Source organism: Streptomyces sp. NPDC058246, from assembly GCF_042881985.1.
Lineage (GTDB): Bacteria > Actinomycetota > Actinomycetes > Streptomycetales > Streptomycetaceae > Streptomyces.
In genome coordinates, this window is the sequence record NZ_JBHVWZ010000044.1 from 25,065 (window position 1) to 42,256 (window position 17,192).

A 17,192-nucleotide genomic window follows, 5' to 3' on the forward strand; every position below is an offset into this window, starting at 1 on the left:
GTCACCGATGTCGAGCTGTCAAGCCACGACAATGCGTCGCATGACGTGATGCTCTCCAGCCGGTTTCCCTGGATCTGAAATTCCGCAGATTCTCGTGAGGCTCAGGACGGTGCCATTCGGTACCGCTGTTCTGGCGCAAGCCGGAAATCTCCGTGGCTGGACCCGCACCCACCCTGAGAATTCTCAGAAGCATGGCCGTCTCCTGCGCAGCAGCAATACCTCCCTGGGAACTGCTGCGCCGACGCCACAACCGCCGAGTCGGAAAGTCCGTGAACCCTGAAATCCGCACCTGACAGGCCTGCGTGAGTTACCGCTGTCGCGGGAGGGCGCTTCGCTATGGGCGCAGCGTCGCGGCGAACTCCGCCAGTGCCGTGAAGTCGGGTTCGCGCAGGCCGAGTCGGGGGCTGACGTGGTGGAGCAGCGCGGGGGCGGGGTGGTGGGTGGTGACGTACGTGTCGTCGGCCGGGCTCTGTTCGTCGTCCACCCAGGCGAAGGGGCGGCCCTGCGCGTATGCGACGATCCGCTCCGTCTTCCAGTGGACCCCGTCCGGGCGACTGGCGAACAGGGCGCCCGCGAAGTCGACGTACGGCAGGTCGGGAAGGCCGATGACCGGGGCGATCCAGCGGTTCGCCTCGTCCATCCAGGTGGTGGCCCAGCACAGGTCGTAGTCGAGGTCGAGGAGGGCGCGGCCGTGATCGGGGTGGAGCCAGACGCGTAGAGGCCTGCCGGGGGTGAAGGCCACCCGGATCGTCGTATAGCCCTCGGGCCGCCGCTCGGGCTGGGCCGCGTACGGGTTGAGGGGGCCGTCGACGTCGAGGAAGAGCAGAGGTCGGCTCACACGGCCACGGTAAGGGAGGCCGGGAGAAGAATTATTGGCCTGGGGACATAGCGGCGGGTGGCCGGGGGCGTCACCAGGAGCACAGGGGCGGGCCACCGGGGTCGCCGGGGAAGAGAAGGTGACGATGGATGCCGAAGCGCAGGAGAGCTTCCGGGAGTTCGTGGCGAACCGGTCGGCCGCGCTGCTGAAGACGGCCGCACTGCTCAGCGGCGGCGACCGGCACGCGGCCGAGGACCTGTTGCAGAACGCCTTGGTCAAGGCCGCGGGGCGGTGGCATCGCATCGACGAGCCCGAGGCGTACGTACGGCAGATCCTGTACCGGCAGCAGGTGAGCCGCTGGAGGCTGAAGTGGCCCAGGCGGGAACTGAGCGTCGCCGAGCCGCCCGAGGCGTCGGCCGGGGGGTCGCCCGGTGCGGACGCCTCCGCCGCCGCCGAGCTGCGCGTCGTGATGCGCGGGGCGCTCGCCCGGCTGACGCCGCGCCAGCGCACCGTGCTGGTACTGCGCTACTTCGAGGATCTGCCCGAGGCCGACGTGGCCCGGCTCCTCGGCTGTTCCGTCGGGACCGTGCGGTCCACGACGCACCGCTCGCTGGCCCGGCTGCGCGTGCTCGCCCCCGAGCTGGCCGCGCTCGGACCGGGCGGCGCCGGACAGCCGCCGTCCCGTGACTTCTCGCCCGTGGAGGTGCCTCAGTGAACGTCGAAGAGCTCGTCCGCGACACATTCCGCGAGCAGGCCGCCGACGGCGCGAGCGCGCCGCCCGGCTTCGCCGACCGTGTGCTCGCCGTCCGCAGGCGCCGCAGGGCCCGTACGATCGCGGGCGCCGCGGTGGCGACGGCGGCCGCCGTCGCGATGGCCGTCGCCGTGCCCTTCCTCGACACCGGCGGGGACGACGTCCGCCCGGCCACGCGGCTGAACCGGAGCGACATCATCGGCCACACCGATCAGTCGCCGCCGCGCGACATGATCGCGGCGGGCGACATCGCGCTCACCGCGTTCAGCCGCGTCCAGCGCGTGAAGCAGCCCGACAAGGACGAGATCATCACGCGGACGTACAGCCTGCTCGACCAGAGGACCGGCAAGTACCGGGAGGTTGCCCGGTGGTCCTTCGTCGACGTCTCGCCCGGCGGCCGGACGGCGGCCGTCCTGGAGCGGCAACTGCCCGCGCAGCGCGTCGGGTTGCTCAACCTGATCACCGGCAAGGTGGACCGTTGGATCCCGGTGCCGCAGGGCGTGGCCGGCCTCGACTTCTCGCCGGACGGCACGAAGCTCGTCGCGACGACGTACGCCAAGGATCCGGACCGGCTCTACTGGAGCCGCAGGATCGAGATCCATGGTGACCACGGCTCGACGTTCGAGCCGCAGCCCACCCCCAGCAGGACCGGGTTCAGCGTCATCGACCTGGCCGCCGGGACCGCGGAGTGGCACAAGGCGCCGTACTGGAAGGACTCGGCGCGACAGTCGCTCAATTCCCGCGCGGACTTCCTGTTCAACCACCGGGGCACGCTCCTCTACGAGCACACCTACGAGAAGCCCTACCGCGTCTACCGCGACCTCCTGGGCGACAAGGTGGCCGCCCCCAAGGCCGAGCGGGAGCTCGTCGGAGCGGACGCCGGTGCCTCGCCCGACGGGAAGCTCCTGGTGGATCCCTCGGGGGTCGTCGAGGTGGCGAGCGGCAAGCGGGTGCCCAAGGTGCCCGACATGGGGCTGCTCGCCTGGGCCGACAACAAGCGGCTGGTCGCCTGGCAGATCGACCAGAACACGAAGGAGCTTCCGCGCCGGCTCGTCCTCATCACCCTCGGCACCGACAGAATCGTGCCGCTCAGCGACTACGGTACACAGGACCCGTACGCCGTCGGGCACTGGAATCCCATGTTCAGCGCGCGCTGACCAACTCCTCGTACGCCGCCAGCAGTCCGTCGACCGTCCCCCGGTCGGCGGGCCGCAGCGGCGGGCGGACCGGCCCCGCGGGCAGGCCGAGCGCGCCGAGGAGAGCCTTCGCGGTGACCGTGCCGGGCAGTCCGGACGACATCATCGACTCGACGAGGAGCACGGCCCGTTGCTGGAGGTGAGCGGCTCCTGCCGTGTCGCCCGCGTCGAACGCGTCCAGGATCGCGCGGAAGTGGCGTGGCGTCACGTTCGAGACGGTGCTGACGTATCCGCTCGCGCCGCTCGCGTACAGCGCGAGGACGTACTCGTCGCAGCCCGCGTAGTACGCCAACTCGGTGCGGGCCAGCACCTTCTGGGTGCCCAGGAGGTCGTACGCGCAGTCCTTGACCGCCACGATCCTCGGGTGCTCGGCGAGCCGGATCATGGTGTCCGGCTCGATACGCGTGCCGGTGCGCCCCGGGATGTCGTACAGCGTGAGCGGCAGCCCGGACGCGTCCGCGATCTCACGGAAGTGCGCCTCGACCGCGTCCTGCGGAGGCCTGCTGTAGTACGGCGTGACCACCAACAGCCCGTCCGCGCCCGCCTTCTCGGCCTCCAGGGCCAGCTCCACGGTGTGCCGGGTATCGGCCGTGCCGACCCCCGCCACGATCGACGCCCGGCCCCCGACCGCCTCCCGCACCGCCCGCACCAGCGCGGACTTCTCCGCGTCCGTCGTGGTCGGGGACTCGCCCGTGGTGCCGGAGAGGACCAGTCCGTCGCAGCCCTGCGAGACCAGCCGCTCGGCGAGTCCCTGGGCGCCGTCGAGGTCGAGCGCGCCCTCCGCCGTGAAGGGCGTGATCATCGCGCAGAGGGAACGGCCGAAGGGGGCGGCGGTACGTGCCGAGGTCGTGGTGGTCATGGGAGCAGTGTCGGGCCGCCGACTGTGAAGCTCCACTTAATTCTTCTACGACATACCGACAACGGATGCTACGAGGTTCTGTCTGCCGGTGAGCGAGGCCCTAGTGCCAGATCGGTCCCTCATGGGTCACCATGGCGGGGACGGAAGCCGGCGGCAGATCACGGGAGGCGTCATGAGGCTCGGCAAGGCACTCGCCACCGGAGTGGCGGAGGAGCAGGTCCGCACGGAGGACGAAGAACTTCCCCAGGCGGTCGAGGAACTGGAGGCGTCCGCGCCCGAAGAGGTTCCGGTCGCCCGATGAGACTGCGGCTCCCCGAGGAAGAACCGACGGAGCCGCCGACCGGATACAAGATCGCCCACCCGGTGCTGTCCCAGGACGGCACCCGGGCCGGGTTCACCGGCGTATCGCTGGGTGGTGCGCTGCCGTACGGAGTGCTGGACGAGGCGCGCTGCGTCTACGGACGGCGGCACCGGGCACCGCACCGCCGCTGCGACTGCGGCTTCCACTGCGTGCACGACTCCGCCGCCGCCGAGGCGATGCTCTGCACCGCCGAGCACCGCGCGGCCGTCCTCCTCGAAATCTCCGTCCTCGGCAGCTACATCCGCTTCGAGCGGGGCTTCCGGTACGCCCGGCAGCGGGTGCGCACCGCGACCGTCGGCCCGTGCGCCTGCGGCGCGGTGGCCGGCGCCCTGGCCGACGCGGGCTGGGGCAGGCCGGGCTGGCGCGCACTGGCGGCGGCGTGCGCGGGTTGCGTGCGAGGTCGTACGTCCCTGTCGCTCGCCTCCTTCGCACGGCTGGCGGGCGAGGGGCTGCGGGTCCGGGCCGGCCGCGGAGCCACGGAGTCGCCCGTGGATCTCGGCGTGTCCGAACTCGTCGCCGAGGCCGCGCTGTTGCAGGCCCGGCTGGACTGGTTCCAGTCCCAGCTGGCACGCCTCGACGAACGCGGTCCGCAAGGGTAGCCCGGGCCGGTGAGGGTACCCGGACCTCCTCGAACGAGAGGAGGTGGGACACCGTGACCGGGACCACGGACCCCAGGCCCGCGCCGGACGAGCGCCCCACGGCCGAAGAACGCCCGATGGAGCGCCGCACGGCGGACCACCCGGCGGAGCGTCACTCGGTGGGCGAGCTCGTCGGGCAGGCCACCGAGCAGCTCTCACTGCTGGTGCGCCAGGAAGTGAACCTCGCCAAGGAGGAGCTGGCCGAGAAGGGCCGACGCGCGGGGCGCGGCGGCGGCCTGCTCGGCGCCGCGGGCGCCGTTGGGTACGTCGGGCTGATGGCCCTGTCCGCCGCGGGCATCGCCGCGCTCTCCCGCACGCTGCCCGTGTGGGCCGCGGCGCTCATCGTCACGGCGGTGCTTCTCGCGATCGCGGGCGTACTCGCCGCCACCGGCCGTGCGCAGCTGCGCCGCGCCGCACCGCCCACGCCCGAGCGCGCGCTCGAGAGCGTCAAGGCCGACATGGACGAGATCAAGGAAAGGGCGCACCGATGACCACGGACGACAACGCAGCCGGCGGCACGGGCAAGGGTGCCGCGAACGCCTCCGGCGCCAAAGGGCCGGACGAACTCCGGCAGCAGATCCAGCAGACGAGGAGCCAACTCGGCGACACCGTCGAGGAGTTGGCCGGAAAGGTGGATGTGAAGTCCAGGGCGCGAGCCCGCGCGGGTGAGCTCAAGGACCGGGCGGGCACGCTGACCGTCCAGCTGAAGGACACGGCCACGCAGGCCGGTCACACCGTGCAGGACAAGGCGGCACGGGCCGGTCACACCGTGCAGGACAAGGCGGCACGGGCCGGTCACACCGTGCAGGACAAGGCGGCTCAGGCAGGTCACACCGTGCAGGACAAGGCGGCGCGGGCCGGTCACACCGTGCAGGACAAGGCGGCTCAGGCTGGGCACACCGTGCAGGGCAGGGCGGCTCAGGCCGGTCACACCGTGCAGGACAACGTGCCGCGGCCTGTGCGGGCCGCGGCCACCACGGTCGTCCAGGCCGGGCTGCGCCACCGCCGACCTGTGCTGTTCGCCGGGGCCGGTGCGGTGCTCGCGGCGGGGCTGCTGTGGCGGCGGCACCACGGGAAAGGGCACCACTGACACGTCAGGGGCGCCGTGGGAGTCGCCCGCGACGTGCGAGGGCCGCCGTGCAGGGGAACGAGGGCCGACGCGCAGGCAGGGGCATGCAGGGGCGCGAAGGGGAAGGGGAACCGGGTAGACCCGGTTCCCCTTCCCCTTCGGCTCGGCGCTCACATCCGTCACGTCGGAGTGGCGCTCACATCCGTCACGGCTTCCGCTGTCCGGAGGCCGTCGGCGGCAGCACCCCTTCCGTCACCCGCTCCCGCGCCGCCCGTAGCGCCCGCAGCCGCGGCGGCCACGTGCGGATGTCGCGCGGCTCCACGTACGGCTCCTCGGTGGCCGGCCGGCCACCGGTGATGGCCCGCTGACGCGCCAGCTCCGCGTCGAACTCCAGGCCGAGCAGGATCGCCAGGTTGGTGAGCCAGAGCCACACCAGGAAGACGACGGCGCCCGCGAGCGTGCCGTACGTCTTGTTGTACGAGCCGAAGTTGGCGGCGTAGACGGCGAACCCGCCGGACGCGGCAAGCCAGATCAGCGTGGCGAGGACGCTGCCCGGGCTCACCCAACGGAACCCGCGGCCGCGGACGTTGGGGGCGGCCCAGTAGAGCAGGGCGATCATCAGGATCACCAGCACCAGCAGGACCGGCCACTTGGCGATCGCCCACACCGTGATCGCCGCGTCGCCGAGCCCGATCGCCGTGCCCGCCCGCTGGGCCAGCGGGCCGGTGAACACCACGATCAGCGCGCTCGCGGCGAGCATCAGCATGAGCGCGACGGTCAGCGCCAGCCGCAGCGGCGTGAGCTTCCAGACCGGGCGGCCCTCCGGCAGGTCGTACACCGCGTTGGACGTACGGATGAAGGCGGCGACGTATCCGGACGCGGACCACAGGGCCATGAGGAGTCCGGCGACCGCGAGTACCCCGCTCGTGCCGCCGCTGTCGCTCAGCTGGAGCACCGCGTCCCGCAGGATGTCGCGGGCCGGTCCCGGCGCCAGGTCGCCGATGCTTTTGAGGAGTCTGTCCGTGACGCCCTGCCCGGCGAGGCCCAGGAGGGACACCAGCACCAGCAGCGCGGGGAACATCGACAGCACGCCGTAGTACGTCAACGCGGCCGCGCGGTCGGAGAGTTCGTCGTCCCGGAACTCCTTCGCCGTACGCCGCACCACAGCCCACCAGGAACGCGCGGGCAACTCGGACGGGCTGTCCTTCGCGTCCAGCCCCCGCTTCTCGGGATCCGGTCTCTTCTCATCCATGACCTGGCGGGTTTCCCGAATCCGGACGGCGAAGCCTCCCCTCGACCTGAATCCGGTCGAGGTCCGCGTCCCCGCTGTTCAGCACCCGGAGGGTGGGCCCGCGAGCGGCAGCGCGCCGCGGTCGACTCGGTCGGCGCCCCCTGGGAGAGCGGGCCGTGGCCGCCGAGGGGCTGCTCGGCCACTACCCTCACCGACAACTCTGACCGTCTGGACAAAAAAAGTTTTCGGTGAGACGGTGGAGTCATGTTGGACGTGACCGTGATCGAGGACGCAGAGGCCGCCGCCGTCTCGCTGGACCCCATACGGGCCCGGCTGCTGGCCGAGCTGGCCGCAGGCCCGGCGTCGGCCGCCATGTTGGCCGGCAAGGTCGGGCTGCCCCGCCAGAAGGTGAACTATCACCTGAAGGCGCTGGAGCGGCACGGCCTGGTCGAGCTGGCGGGCGAACGCCGCAAGGGGAATGTCACCGAGCGGCTGATGCGCGCGACCGCCGCGTCGTACGTGATCTCGCCGCTCGCGCTGGCCGCCGTGCAGCCCGACCCGGATCGCTTCCGGGACCAGCTGTCCGCCCGCTGGCTGCTCGCGCTCGGCGCCCGGCTGGTCCGGGACGTCGGTTCGCTGATCACCGGCGCGGCGAAGGCCCGCAAGCGGCTGGCGACGTACGCGCTCGACGGTGAGGTGACCTTCGCCTCCGCGGCCGACCGTGCCGCGTTCATCGAGGAGTTGACGGCCGGGGTCGGCGGGCTGATCCGCAAGTACCACGACGCGGACGCGGAGGGCGGCCGCCCGCACCGGATCGTCGTCGCCGTCCACCCCACGGTCAAGGCCGTCCCTCCCACGGTCACACCGGAGACCGCCACGGCTCCGGCCCCGATCCCGCCCGCTCAGGGCTGAACCTCAGGAGCCACCACCATGTCCAAGGAATTCGAGATCGCCCGTGAATTCGAGGTCGACGCCACGCCGGAGGAGGTGTGGGACGCGATCACCAGCGGTATCGGCGGCTGGCTGTGGCCGATGGAGTTCGAGCCGCGCCAGGGCGGTGCCGGGCCCTTCGGCTCCACCCTCACCAACTGGGACCCGCCGCACCGGCTGACCAGCCTGGTCGAGGACGTCGAGGGCATCTCCCAGCAGACCCTCAACCAGATCGACGAGACCATCGAGCCGCGCGACGACGGCCGCCGCTCCTGGGTGCGGTACGTGCACAGCGGCATCTTCGTCGAGGACTGGGACAACCAGTACGACGGCGCGAGCAAGCACACGGACTTCTATCTGCACACCCTGCGTGAGTACCTGACCCACTTCGCGGGCCGTCCGGTCGCCTTCGCCACCTTCGACGGACCCGGCGCGTCCACGGCGTCCGACGCCTTCGTCACCGTCGGCCGGGCCCTCGGACTCGCGGACGACACCGCCGAGGGCGCGCGGGTCAGGGCCCAGGGACCCGGCGGCCAGGTCCTCGACGCCGTGGTGGACTACCGGAACCCGTACTTCATCGGACTGCGCACCGACCACGCCCTCATCCGCTTCTTCGGGCGCAACCACTGGGGTGCGCCGGTCGGCATCAGCGTCCACGACTTCGCGGCCGACGCCGACGCGAAGGACAACGAGTCCGCTTGGCAGGGCTGGCTGAACGGGGTGTTCAGCGCCTGAGACCCTGGTGCCCTCGGACACGGAAGAGCCCGGCCCCCCGGACGACGGGGCCGGGCTCTTCCCTGTGCGGCCTACTGCGTGAACCGTGCCACCGCTACAGGACTACGGCCGGAACCGCAGCACCTGCGGGTCGTGGTCGCTGATCTGGTCGGAGAACTCCGAGTTGATGTGCACGCTGTCGTAGTCGAAGTCGCAGTCCTTGCGAATCGACGGGCTGACCAGGATCTGGTCGAGGACCTGCTGGTTGCCCTGGTAGTCGTAGGTGTAACGCTCGCTCTTGGGCAGCGACTTGATCGCCGACCAGAGCTCGCCGTCGCCCTCGAGGATCTTGGTGGTGTCCGAGAACTCGAAGTCGTTCATGTCGCCGAGGGCGAGGACATCGGCGTTCTTCTGCGCCTTGAGGATCTCGTCGACGAAGGAGTTCACCGCCGTCGCCTGAAGGTGACGCTGGGTCTCCGAGCTGCGTGCCGGGGGCTGGTACTGCGCCGTCAGCCCCTGGTCGCCGCCCTTCGAGTTCAGGTGGTTGGCGATCACGAAGACGGTCTTGCCGCGGAAGACGAACTCGCCGGCCAACGGCTTGCGGCTGGACTTCCAGGCCGTGTTGGCCGGGTCGATCCGGCCGGGGGAGGCGGTCAGCTGCGCCTTGCCGTGCACCTTGGTGACACCGACGGCGGTCGTCGAGTCGCCGCCCGCGCGGTCGGTGAAGGAGACCCGCTCCGGGTTGAAGAGGAACACCTGGCGGATGTTGCCGCCCGGCTCGCCGCCGTCCTGGTCGTTGACGGGGTCGATGGAGCGCCATTCGTACGCCGGTCCGCCCGCGGCCACGATCGCGTCGGTCAGCTTCCGCACCGTCTGGTCGGCGGCGACCGTGCCGTCGTCCGTCGCCCCGTTGTTGTCCTGGATCTCCTCCAGGGACACGATGTCGGGCGACTGGAGGTTGTTCACGATCGCGGACGCGTGGGCAGCGAACGTGGCGTCGCCCGGGTCCAGGTTCTCGACGTTGTACGTCGCCACGGCCAGCTCGCCGCGCGACTGCTTCTTCGTCGTCTCGCGCTCCAGGCCGCCCTTCTCCAAGGTGCCCAGCTGGTTCGCGACCAGTGTGTAACCGCCGAACTGGTTGTAGTCCAGCGGGCCCGCGGTGGTGCCCGTGAGCTCGTCGCCGACGTTCGCGGCCGGGAAGGCCGCGGTCGGGCCGAGGGACTGGATCTGGAGCCGGCCGGTGTTCTGCGAGGTGTACGCGCCGTACACCGTGCCGCCGCGGGGGCCGGCGTGCTCGCGCGGCTTCACCGTGACCCACAGCTCGCTGTAGGGGTCGGTGGCGGTCACCACACGGGCGTCGGCGACCTGGACGTTCATGCCCTCGAGGGACTCGTAGTAGTCCAGGGCGTACTTCGTCGGCTCCAGGGCCAGGCCGTTGATCGAGCCGCTCGCGGCGGTGTCGCCCGCGGGGGCGTAGTCGTCCGGTACGGACTTCGCGTCCACGACCGTCGCGGCCGGGACGGCGTTGCCGCTGGAGACCACGGTCACCGTCGGCTTGGTGAGCTCCGTCACCGACTGGTTGCCGCTGGAGGCGCCGCCCGGAACGTACTCCGAGACCGTGCCCGACACCGTGACCGAGTCGCCGACGGCGACCTTCGGGGTGGAGCTGGTGAAGACGAAGACGCCCTCACTGGTGGCCGGGTTGCCGTCCGGGTCGGGGTCCTGGATCCAGAAACCCTTGGACGAACCGTAGGTGCGCACGCCGGTGACGATGCCGGCCACGTCCGTGACCTTCGTCCCCGCGAGCGGGGAGATCCGGGTGGTGCCCTGGATGTCGTGGATGTGGACGGTGTCCGCGTGGGCGGGTGTGGTGAGCACCACGGCGGAAAGGGTGGAACAGACCGCGGCGACGGTCAGCGCGCCTATGCGCGCGGTTCTCTTGCTCGGCAAGGGAATCCCTCCGGGGACGTACTGCGTGAGCGCCGGGACGAGGGTGGAGCAGTGGGGGGAGCGCGATCTGCGTGCGGGACGGTGACGCGCGTAGAGGCCGGTCGGCCGGGTGGCCGTTCGACTTCTACGCGCGTCAATCTCGTGTGTGGCTGGGGGAGTTGTCAAGGTTTCAGGGGTGTACGGCTCCTGTCAGGGACATGAACCGGGCGGCATGGGTGGAAATCCGTCTAGGCTGAGCCGTTGGCGCGGCATGGGACCACCGCTCGCGGTCGTGTGACCCCCCTTGCCGCCGCCTGCACCTGCTTGTCACTGTTTTTTACGATTGCCCTGCTTGTCCTGGTTGTTCGGAGGAGAACCCAGCCGATGTCAGACAGCTCTCCCCTGCCGCCGGTGCGGCTGCACTCCGAAGCGGAGCTCGCGCGGGACGCGCTCGCAGCGCCGCTGCTCTCCCGCGCCGCGCGGCTGGCCCGCTGGGCGGGTCCGGACACACGGGTCGGTGCGGGGGGCGAACTCGTCGACGAGCAGCTTCCACAGGCGGCTCTCGAACTCGGGCTGTCGGGGGACGACGCGGCCGCCTACGCCAGTGAGGCGTGGCGGGTGGCCGTCGACACCGGGCTCGTCGAGATCCTGGACGAGGAGGAAGGCACCGTGGGGGCGGGCGAGGAGCTCTCGCTGCTCACCTCCGGCGGGCCGCAGGACGTGCTGGGAATCTGGCTCGGCGCCCTTGACGCGGCGCTGGCCGACGCGAGCGTGCCCGACCTCGACGATCTCGTGGGCGCGATGGACGAGGGCGGCGAGATCGATCTCTCCTCCCTGGACTGGGATCCGGAGGCGGAGGCAGAGTTCCTCGACGGGGTGCTCGGCAATCTCTATCTGCTGACCGTGAGCGAGGACGGGCCCGGTGAAGGGCCGGTGCCGCTGCCCGCGCTCGCCGCGTCGATGATCGTGCCCGACGACATGGGCGAGCCCACCAACGACGTCCTGGAGCAGGTGTCGGACGCGATGATGCGGCTCGACGACCAGTTCCGGCTGCTGGAGCCCATCGGGCTCGTCGACTTCCAGCCCGTCGACGAGGCGTTGATGGCGGACGCCGACGAGGAGCCGGCGGCGGCCGTCGACGACACGGACGTCTCGCGGTACGGGATGGTGCGGCTGACTCCGCTCGGGCTGTACGGGATCCGGGCGCGGCTGCTGGAAGCGGGCCTGTCCGCTCCCGCGGTGGGCGACCTGGCGGACAAGGGGGCGGACGCGCTGCTCGACGGCACGTCCGGCTTCCCTCCGGCCGCGGCCCAGGCCGAGACCGAGCAGTGGCTCGCCGGGCGTGAACCCCTGCCCGCCGCACGGGAGTTGCTCGCGGCGGCCCGCGGTGGCGACGCCGGGGCCCCGCTGCGCCGCCTCCGTTGCCAGCAGGCGCTCTCCCTCGCCGGCATGGAGGCCGAGCCCGCGCTGCGCGAGGTCCTCGACGACCCGGAGCTGGGCGGGCTCGCCCGCGTCTGGCTCTCCGAGCACGGCGCGCCCGACGTGCCCGCGCCGTCCGAGACGATGATCTTCTGGCTCACCATCGACACCGTCGCGGCGCAGCTGGCGGCCGAGGGCAACTCCGCGGAGCTCCAGTCCCTCGTGGAGGGTCTGGCCCAGCAGCACGGCGGCTTCTTCGACACCGCCTGGCGCGTCGACCACCCGGACACACCGGACGTCCTCGAAGCAATGGGCCGCCTCCACCCCGACAAGAAGGTCGCCAAGGAGGCCCGCAAGGCGGCGTTCAAGGCGCGGTCGCAGCAAGGGGGTTGAGCCTGCGCGGGCCGGGCCGGGGCGGGGCCGGTGGCTGGTGTCCCCCCGAGGGGGAGTGATCTCCCAGGGGGCGCCACAGATGCCGGAGGTGATCTGGCCGCCGGTCACCACATGCGGGTAGGTGTGGGGGTTGCACTTCACCTCGATGGCGAACGTGATCGCCCCGTTGTGCAGTTCCAGCTTCGCGGACGTGGGGACCGCCTCGACGGAGACGTCCTGTGATGAGGCGAACGCCTCGTCCCGCGTCGTGACTTCCGCGCCCTGGGGGTTGTGGAAGCGGAGTTCGGAGCCGGCGTGGCTCTTCTGCCGCTTGGCCTGCGTGGTCCTCTTCCGTCCATGGGCTCGAGTGCGGACCGTCGCGCGGACGCGCGGGATCCGCCCGGGATCCGGGATCTGTCGGGGATCCGCCCGGGATCTGTCCGGGACCCGTCGGGCGGATTCACGGAACCGGGACCTCTGAAGTCGGGGTGTGTTCAACTCCTGTTCAGGCGTGGGCGGGACGGTGTGGCCGCAACCGAGGTCCGCCACCCCGCCCCCCACGACAGTCCCACTCGACCGTCACAGGAGACACCATGTCGCTCACCCGCAGGGACTTCGCCAGACGATCCGCGCTCACCGGCGCCGGCGTCGCCCTGGCCGGCAGCGTAGGCGCCCTCGCCACCGCTCCGAACGCCCTCGCGTCCACGGACACCGAGAGCGCCGGCGCCGGCGAGGAGTCGGCGGACGCACACGGCGGTGTCGGCTACGGGCCGCTGGTCCCCGACCCGAAGGGCCTGCTCGCGCTGCCCGCCGGATTCTCCTACCGCGTCATCACCCACAGCGGCACGACCAAGCTGGAGTCCGGCGAGTTCACGCCCTCCAACCACGACGGCACGTCCACCTTCCGCGGCCCGCACGGCGCCACCCTCCTGGTCAACAACCACGAGCTCAAGGGCCCGCGCGCCGGCTGGCCCTACCCGGTGCCGCTCACCGAGGGCCTGGTCTACGACCCGGCCGCGTCCGGCGGCTGCACGGTCGTCGAGGTGCGCGGCGACAAGGTCGCCGAGTGGGTCGGCATCGCGGGCACCTCCACCAACTGCGCCGGCGGCAACACTCCTTGGGGCACCTGGCTCACCTGCGAGGAGACCGAGGACAAGGCCGGCCAGAACGGCATGACCAAGGACCACGGCTACGTCTTCGAGGTCGATCCCGAGGACCGCCGCCGCAACAAGAACCCCAAGCCCGTCAAGGCCCTGGGCCGTTACGCCCACGAGGCTGTCGTCGTCGACCCGAAGCGCGGCCGTCTCTACCTCACCGAGGACGCCTCGGGCCCCAACGGTCTCCTCTACCGCTGGACCCCGCCGCAGGGCTTCGAGCACGGCCACGGACAGCTCGCCACACTCGCCGATGACGCGGGCGCCCTCCAGGCCTTCAAGTGCTTCGACTCCGGCGGCAAGTTCGTCGACGACCTCTCCCGCGCCACCAAGATCGGCACGGTCTACGGCGTGGACTGGGTGGACGTCCCGGACCGCGACGCGAAGACGGTCTCCGTCCGCAAGCAGTTCACCGACGGCCAGGTCACCCGCGCCCGCAAGCTCGAAGGCATGTGGTGGGGCGACGGCGGCGTGTACATCGTCTCCTCGTACGCCCGCACCGAGAGCCCCGTCCAGCACGACGGCGCCGTCTGGTTCTACGACCCCAAGCGGCGCACCCTCACGCTGAAGGTCCTGCTCGGAGTGAACCCCGACCCCTCGGTCGACGGCGCCTTCGACGGCCCGGACAACATCACCGTCTCCCCGTACGGCGGACTCGTCATCGCCGAGGACGGCGAGGGCGTCCAGCATCTCTTCGGCGCCACCGACAGCGGTCGTACGTACCCGATCGCCCGCAACGAACTGAACATCGGCACCGAAGCGCAGCCGGAATACAGCGAGTTCACCGGCGTCACCTTCTCGCCCGACGGCAAGACCCTCTTCGCCAACATCCAGGTCCCGGGCATCATGCTCGCCATCACCGGCCCCTGGAAGCGCCAGAAGCGCGGCTGATTAATTCGCTCGCTCGACTCGCGGCCGTCCTCCTAAAGTGGTGCACGTCCAGGTGCGAAGGCAGGACCTACTTCCACTGATAATGGGGCGGCCGCGGGTTCGAGTCCCGCCACCGGTACAACGCGCCGGTGTAGCTCAGGGGTTAGAGCACCTACGTCGGTTCCGCCGACCTGAACTCTGGACACCACAACTTCATGCACCTCCCGGTGCGCGGGCTGCGGCTACTTCTCTCGTAAAGAATCCACGCCGCCGCCGATCTGATCTCGGGAGGCGCAGCACATGGTGTGTGCCCGGTGCGCAGGCAACGGTTACTTCATGGGACCGGACGGTTGCGGGTTCAAATCCCGTCATCGACTTCGGGTCGGTGTAGCTCAATTCGGCAGAGCATCTGGCAAAGTCCGTCGCCGACTCCTGATCTCGGGCACGCTCCATTTGCTGCGCCTCCCTCCGAAACACGAATGCACTGTCGTGAAACACGACTGCACTGTCGTAGAAGAATTCGGGGGAATTCATCATGGCGCGATTCAACACCAAGACGGCCAAGGCGCAGCCCGCTTCGCGAGTCACCTCGACCGGCCGTGTGCTCCGTACGTACGAGGGCGGCCGCGGCGAGGAGCGTGACGCACGCTCCGAGCTCTTCCTGCTGTCGATCGCGAACTTCGTCGCGCAGCAGACCTTCTACGAGTCCGGCGCGGCCCGCGACGACCGATTCGCCGAGCTCGTGCGCGAACTCGCCGTGGCCGACCCGTCGTGGACGGCCGCCCTGCTCGGCTGGCTGCGCGGCGAGGGCAACCTGCGGACGGCCTCGATCGTGGGCGCCGCCGAGTATGTGAAGGCGCGGCTCGACGCGGGCGCCACCGACGGGCCCGCCAACCGCCAGGTCATCGCCTCGGTGCTGCGACGCCCGGACGAGCCCGGCGAGCTGCTCGCCTACTGGACCGCCCAGTACGGCCGCAACGTGCCCAAGCCCGTCAAGCGCGGCATCGCCGACGCCGTACGACGTCTCTACAACGGCAAGGCGCTGCTGAAGTACGACACCGCGTCCAAGGGCTACCGCTTCGGCGACATCCTGAACCTGGTGCACGCGGCGCCGGACCCGGACAAGCCGTGGCAGGGCGACCTGTTCCAGTACGCGCTGGACCGGCGCCACAACCCGGACACGGCGGTGGTGCCCAAGTCGCTGCCCGTGCTCGTGGCGCACCGTGACCTGATGTCGCTGCGGCCCGCCAAGCGGCGCAGGGTGGTGACCGGAGCACACGGCGCGGAGCGCCTGGCGGAGGCGGGCATGACCTGGGAGGCGCTGGCCGGCTGGCTGCAGGGCCCGATGGACAAGGCGGCCTGGGAGGCCGTCATCCCGTCCATGGGTGCGATGGCGCTGGTGCGGAACCTGCGGAACTTCGACGAGGCGGGTGTCAGCGACGAGGTGGCGGCTCAGGTCGCCGCCAGGATCAGCGACCCGGCCGAGGTCGCGCGCTCGCGCCAGTTCCCGTTCCGCTACCTCGCCGCGTACCGGCACGCGCCCTCGCTGCGCTGGTCGTACCCGCTGGAGCAGGCGCTCGGCCACTCGCTGGCCAACGTGCCGGCCCTGCGCGGGCGGACCCTCGTGCTCGTCGACCGTTCCGGTTCGATGTTCTACTCGCGGCTGTCCGACCGCTCCGAGCTCAACCGGGCCGACGCGGCGGCGATCTTCGGCGCGGCGCTCGCGCTGCGCGCGGCGGACGCGGATCTCGTCGAGTTCGGCACCAGCAGCAACCGCGTGAGGTTCCGCAAGGGCGAGTCGGTGCTCAAGGTGCTGGAGCGCTTCGGGGACCTCGGAGGCACCAACACCAGCGAGGCGGTCCGCAAGCACTACAAGAAGCACGACCGGGTGCTGATAGTCACCGACGAGCAGGCCACGTACAGCCACTACGGCGACCCGACCGAGCAGGTCCCGGCGCATGTACCGGTCTACACGTGGAACCTCGCCGGGTACCGCCCGGGCCACGGCCCGTCCGGGAAGGGCAACCGGCACACGTTCGGCGGGCTCTCGGACGCGGCTTTCCGGATGGTGCCCCTGCTGGAGCGGGCAGGGGACGCCGACTGGCCCTGGGCCTGAGCGACCGGAGCGCGGCCCGCACTTCGGTGCGGGCCGCACCCTTGTGCGGATCCGGCACTGATATCTAACATTTCAGTTGTGATACGACCCGTGCGCCGGACCCTGCTCCGGGACCGCGCGTACGAAGCGATACGGGACGCCATCGTGGCCGGCGACATCGCGCCGGGCGCGGTGGTACGCGACGCCGAGCTGGCCGAGCTGCTCGGACTGTCGCGGGCGCCGGTGCGTGAGGCCTTCTCCCGGCTGGTCGACGAGGGTCTCCTCGAGTCCAAGCCGCAGAGCTACACGCGGGTGACGCCGGTGGTGGCCGCCGATGTGCGGGACGCCGCGGCCGTTGTCGGGGCCGTGCACGAGCTGGTGACGCGGGCGGCGGTGCCCCGGCTTCTCGTGGACCACATCGGTGCCATGCGGGACGCCAACGCACGGTTCGCCGTGGCCGTACGCGACGGAGACGTGGACGCGGCCCTGCACGCCGACGACGAGCTGCACGACGTACTGGTGCGGGTGAGCGGCAATCGTGCCGCCGCCGCGACCGTCGCCCGCTACACCCCGCTGATCCGCCGTCTGGAGCGGCGCCGCTTCGGCGAGGGCGGCAACTGCCGTTCGGCGGGGCTGCACGACGCGTTGATCGACGCTTGCGCCGCGGGGGAGGTGGACACCGCCGTCCGGGTCACGGCGGAGATCTGGCGTGGCCTCGAAGGCCTCGCCGACTCCGATCGGCCCCTGGGCTCCGACCGGCTCGCCGACTTCGACTGATCCGTCATCC

The 17,192-nt window shown here is 71.0% G+C and carries 16 protein-coding genes; 12 read left to right on the top strand and 4 right to left on the bottom strand.

The genetic code is table 11. From position 1 onward, the window contains the following. Positions 1-334: 334 nt before the first annotated feature. Positions 335-838, bottom strand: a complete 504-nt coding sequence (locus tag ACFVXA_RS37695; protein WP_390028505.1) for a hypothetical protein — start codon at positions 836-838, stop codon at positions 335-337. Between the two features lie 124 nt (positions 839-962). Here ACFVXA_RS37695 and ACFVXA_RS37700 point away from each other — a divergent pair, with 124 nt between their 5' ends. Continuing rightward, on the top strand, positions 963-1,532 hold the full coding sequence (locus ACFVXA_RS37700; RefSeq protein WP_390028507.1) for a SigE family RNA polymerase sigma factor: 570 nt from the start codon (positions 963-965) through the stop codon (positions 1,530-1,532). Further along, entirely contained in the window at positions 1,529-2,725 is a 1,197-nt protein-coding gene (locus tag ACFVXA_RS37705) for a WD40 repeat domain-containing protein (protein ID WP_390028509.1), read from the top strand. Before ACFVXA_RS37700 ends, ACFVXA_RS37705 begins: the two co-directional genes overlap by 4 nt. Here the strand turns inward: ACFVXA_RS37705 and dapA are convergent. After that, on the bottom strand, positions 2,712-3,623 hold the full coding sequence (dapA, locus tag ACFVXA_RS37710) for a 4-hydroxy-tetrahydrodipicolinate synthase (protein ID WP_362030617.1): 912 nt from the start codon (positions 3,621-3,623) through the stop codon (positions 2,712-2,714). The two genes, ACFVXA_RS37705 and dapA, sit on opposite strands and share 14 nt — an antisense overlap. Before the next feature lie 172 nt (positions 3,624-3,795). Here dapA and ACFVXA_RS37715 point away from each other — a divergent pair, with 172 nt between their 5' ends. From ACFVXA_RS37715 to ACFVXA_RS37730, 4 genes are read left to right on the top strand one after another with little or no spacing between them, the layout of a single operon-like run. Beyond that, positions 3,796-3,924, top strand: a complete 129-nt coding sequence (locus tag ACFVXA_RS37715; protein ID WP_362030615.1) for a hypothetical protein — start codon at positions 3,796-3,798, stop codon at positions 3,922-3,924. Further along, the gene (locus ACFVXA_RS37720; protein WP_389470898.1) at positions 3,921-4,583 is read left to right on the top strand and encodes a hypothetical protein; all 663 of its coding nucleotides are present in this window, start codon (positions 3,921-3,923) and stop codon (positions 4,581-4,583) included. Before ACFVXA_RS37715 ends, ACFVXA_RS37720 begins: the two co-directional genes overlap by 4 nt. 53 nt (positions 4,584-4,636) lie before the next feature. Further along, the gene (locus ACFVXA_RS37725; protein ID WP_389749044.1) at positions 4,637-5,113 is read left to right on the top strand and encodes a phage holin family protein; all 477 of its coding nucleotides are present in this window, start codon (positions 4,637-4,639) and stop codon (positions 5,111-5,113) included. Further along, positions 5,110-5,712 carry a DUF3618 domain-containing protein gene (locus ACFVXA_RS37730; RefSeq protein ID WP_390028511.1) on the top strand — a complete coding sequence of 201 codons (603 nt, stop codon included), beginning with the start codon at positions 5,110-5,112 and terminating at the stop codon, positions 5,710-5,712. Before ACFVXA_RS37725 ends, ACFVXA_RS37730 begins: the two co-directional genes overlap by 4 nt. Before the next feature lie 184 nt (positions 5,713-5,896). On the opposite strand, the gene ACFVXA_RS37735 is transcribed toward ACFVXA_RS37730, so the two are convergent. After that, the gene (locus tag ACFVXA_RS37735; protein WP_383910021.1) at positions 5,897-6,943 is read right to left on the bottom strand and encodes a YihY/virulence factor BrkB family protein; all 1,047 of its coding nucleotides are present in this window, start codon (positions 6,941-6,943) and stop codon (positions 5,897-5,899) included. A 243-nt stretch (positions 6,944-7,186) separates the two neighbouring features. Between ACFVXA_RS37735 and ACFVXA_RS37740 the strand changes: the two genes are divergently transcribed. Both ACFVXA_RS37740 and ACFVXA_RS37745 read left to right on the top strand, forming a co-directional pair. Continuing rightward, on the top strand, positions 7,187-7,834 hold the full coding sequence (locus ACFVXA_RS37740; protein ID WP_362030607.1) for a helix-turn-helix domain-containing protein: 648 nt from the start codon (positions 7,187-7,189) through the stop codon (positions 7,832-7,834). A gap of 18 nt (positions 7,835-7,852) precedes the next feature. After that, complete coding sequence (locus tag ACFVXA_RS37745; protein ID WP_383910018.1) at positions 7,853-8,587, top strand: SRPBCC domain-containing protein; 735 nt, start codon at positions 7,853-7,855, stop codon at positions 8,585-8,587. 102 nt (positions 8,588-8,689) lie between these two features. Here the strand turns inward: ACFVXA_RS37745 and ACFVXA_RS37750 are convergent, their stop codons facing one another. Then, positions 8,690-10,516 (bottom strand): endonuclease/exonuclease/phosphatase family protein, encoded by a 1,827-nt coding sequence (locus ACFVXA_RS37750; protein WP_362030603.1) that lies wholly within the window; start codon positions 10,514-10,516, stop codon positions 8,690-8,692. 363 nt (positions 10,517-10,879) lie between these two features. Here ACFVXA_RS37750 and ACFVXA_RS37755 point away from each other — a divergent pair, with 363 nt between their 5' ends. The 4 genes from ACFVXA_RS37755 (at position 10,880) to ACFVXA_RS37770 (ending at position 17,182) form a co-directional block, all read left to right on the top strand. Next, positions 10,880-12,307, top strand: a complete 1,428-nt coding sequence (locus tag ACFVXA_RS37755) for a hypothetical protein (protein ID WP_362030601.1) — start codon at positions 10,880-10,882, stop codon at positions 12,305-12,307. Between the two features lie 572 nt (positions 12,308-12,879). Next, on the top strand, positions 12,880-14,331 hold the full coding sequence (locus tag ACFVXA_RS37760; RefSeq protein WP_362030599.1) for an alkaline phosphatase PhoX: 1,452 nt from the start codon (positions 12,880-12,882) through the stop codon (positions 14,329-14,331). Between the two features lie 514 nt (positions 14,332-14,845). Next, on the top strand, positions 14,846-16,426 hold the full coding sequence (locus ACFVXA_RS37765; protein ID WP_390028513.1) for a TROVE domain-containing protein: 1,581 nt from the start codon (positions 14,846-14,848) through the stop codon (positions 16,424-16,426). Positions 16,427-16,504: 78 nt separating this feature from the next. Beyond that, complete coding sequence (locus tag ACFVXA_RS37770) at positions 16,505-17,182, top strand: GntR family transcriptional regulator (RefSeq protein WP_390028514.1); 678 nt, start codon at positions 16,505-16,507, stop codon at positions 17,180-17,182. Positions 17,183-17,192: the final 10 nt, after the last annotated feature.

Coding starts and splice junctions, on each gene's coding strand:
- ACFVXA_RS37700 (WP_390028507.1), top strand. CDS start 963: ATGGATGCCGAAGCGCAGGAGAGCTTCCGGGAGTTCGTGGCGAACCGG.
- dapA (WP_362030617.1), bottom strand. CDS start 3,623: ATGACCACCACGACCTCGGCACGTACCGCCGCCCCCTTCGGCCGTTCC.
- ACFVXA_RS37715 (WP_362030615.1), top strand. CDS start 3,796: ATGAGGCTCGGCAAGGCACTCGCCACCGGAGTGGCGGAGGAGCAGGTC.
- ACFVXA_RS37720 (WP_389470898.1), top strand. CDS start 3,921: ATGAGACTGCGGCTCCCCGAGGAAGAACCGACGGAGCCGCCGACCGGA.
- ACFVXA_RS37730 (WP_390028511.1), top strand. CDS start 5,110: ATGACCACGGACGACAACGCAGCCGGCGGCACGGGCAAGGGTGCCGCG.
- ACFVXA_RS37735 (WP_383910021.1), bottom strand. CDS start 6,943: ATGGATGAGAAGAGACCGGATCCCGAGAAGCGGGGGCTGGACGCGAAG.
- ACFVXA_RS37740 (WP_362030607.1), top strand. CDS start 7,187: ATGTTGGACGTGACCGTGATCGAGGACGCAGAGGCCGCCGCCGTCTCG.
- ACFVXA_RS37745 (WP_383910018.1), top strand. CDS start 7,853: ATGTCCAAGGAATTCGAGATCGCCCGTGAATTCGAGGTCGACGCCACG.
- ACFVXA_RS37755 (WP_362030601.1), top strand. CDS start 10,880: ATGTCAGACAGCTCTCCCCTGCCGCCGGTGCGGCTGCACTCCGAAGCG.
- ACFVXA_RS37760 (WP_362030599.1), top strand. CDS start 12,880: ATGTCGCTCACCCGCAGGGACTTCGCCAGACGATCCGCGCTCACCGGC.
- ACFVXA_RS37765 (WP_390028513.1), top strand. CDS start 14,846: ATGGCGCGATTCAACACCAAGACGGCCAAGGCGCAGCCCGCTTCGCGA.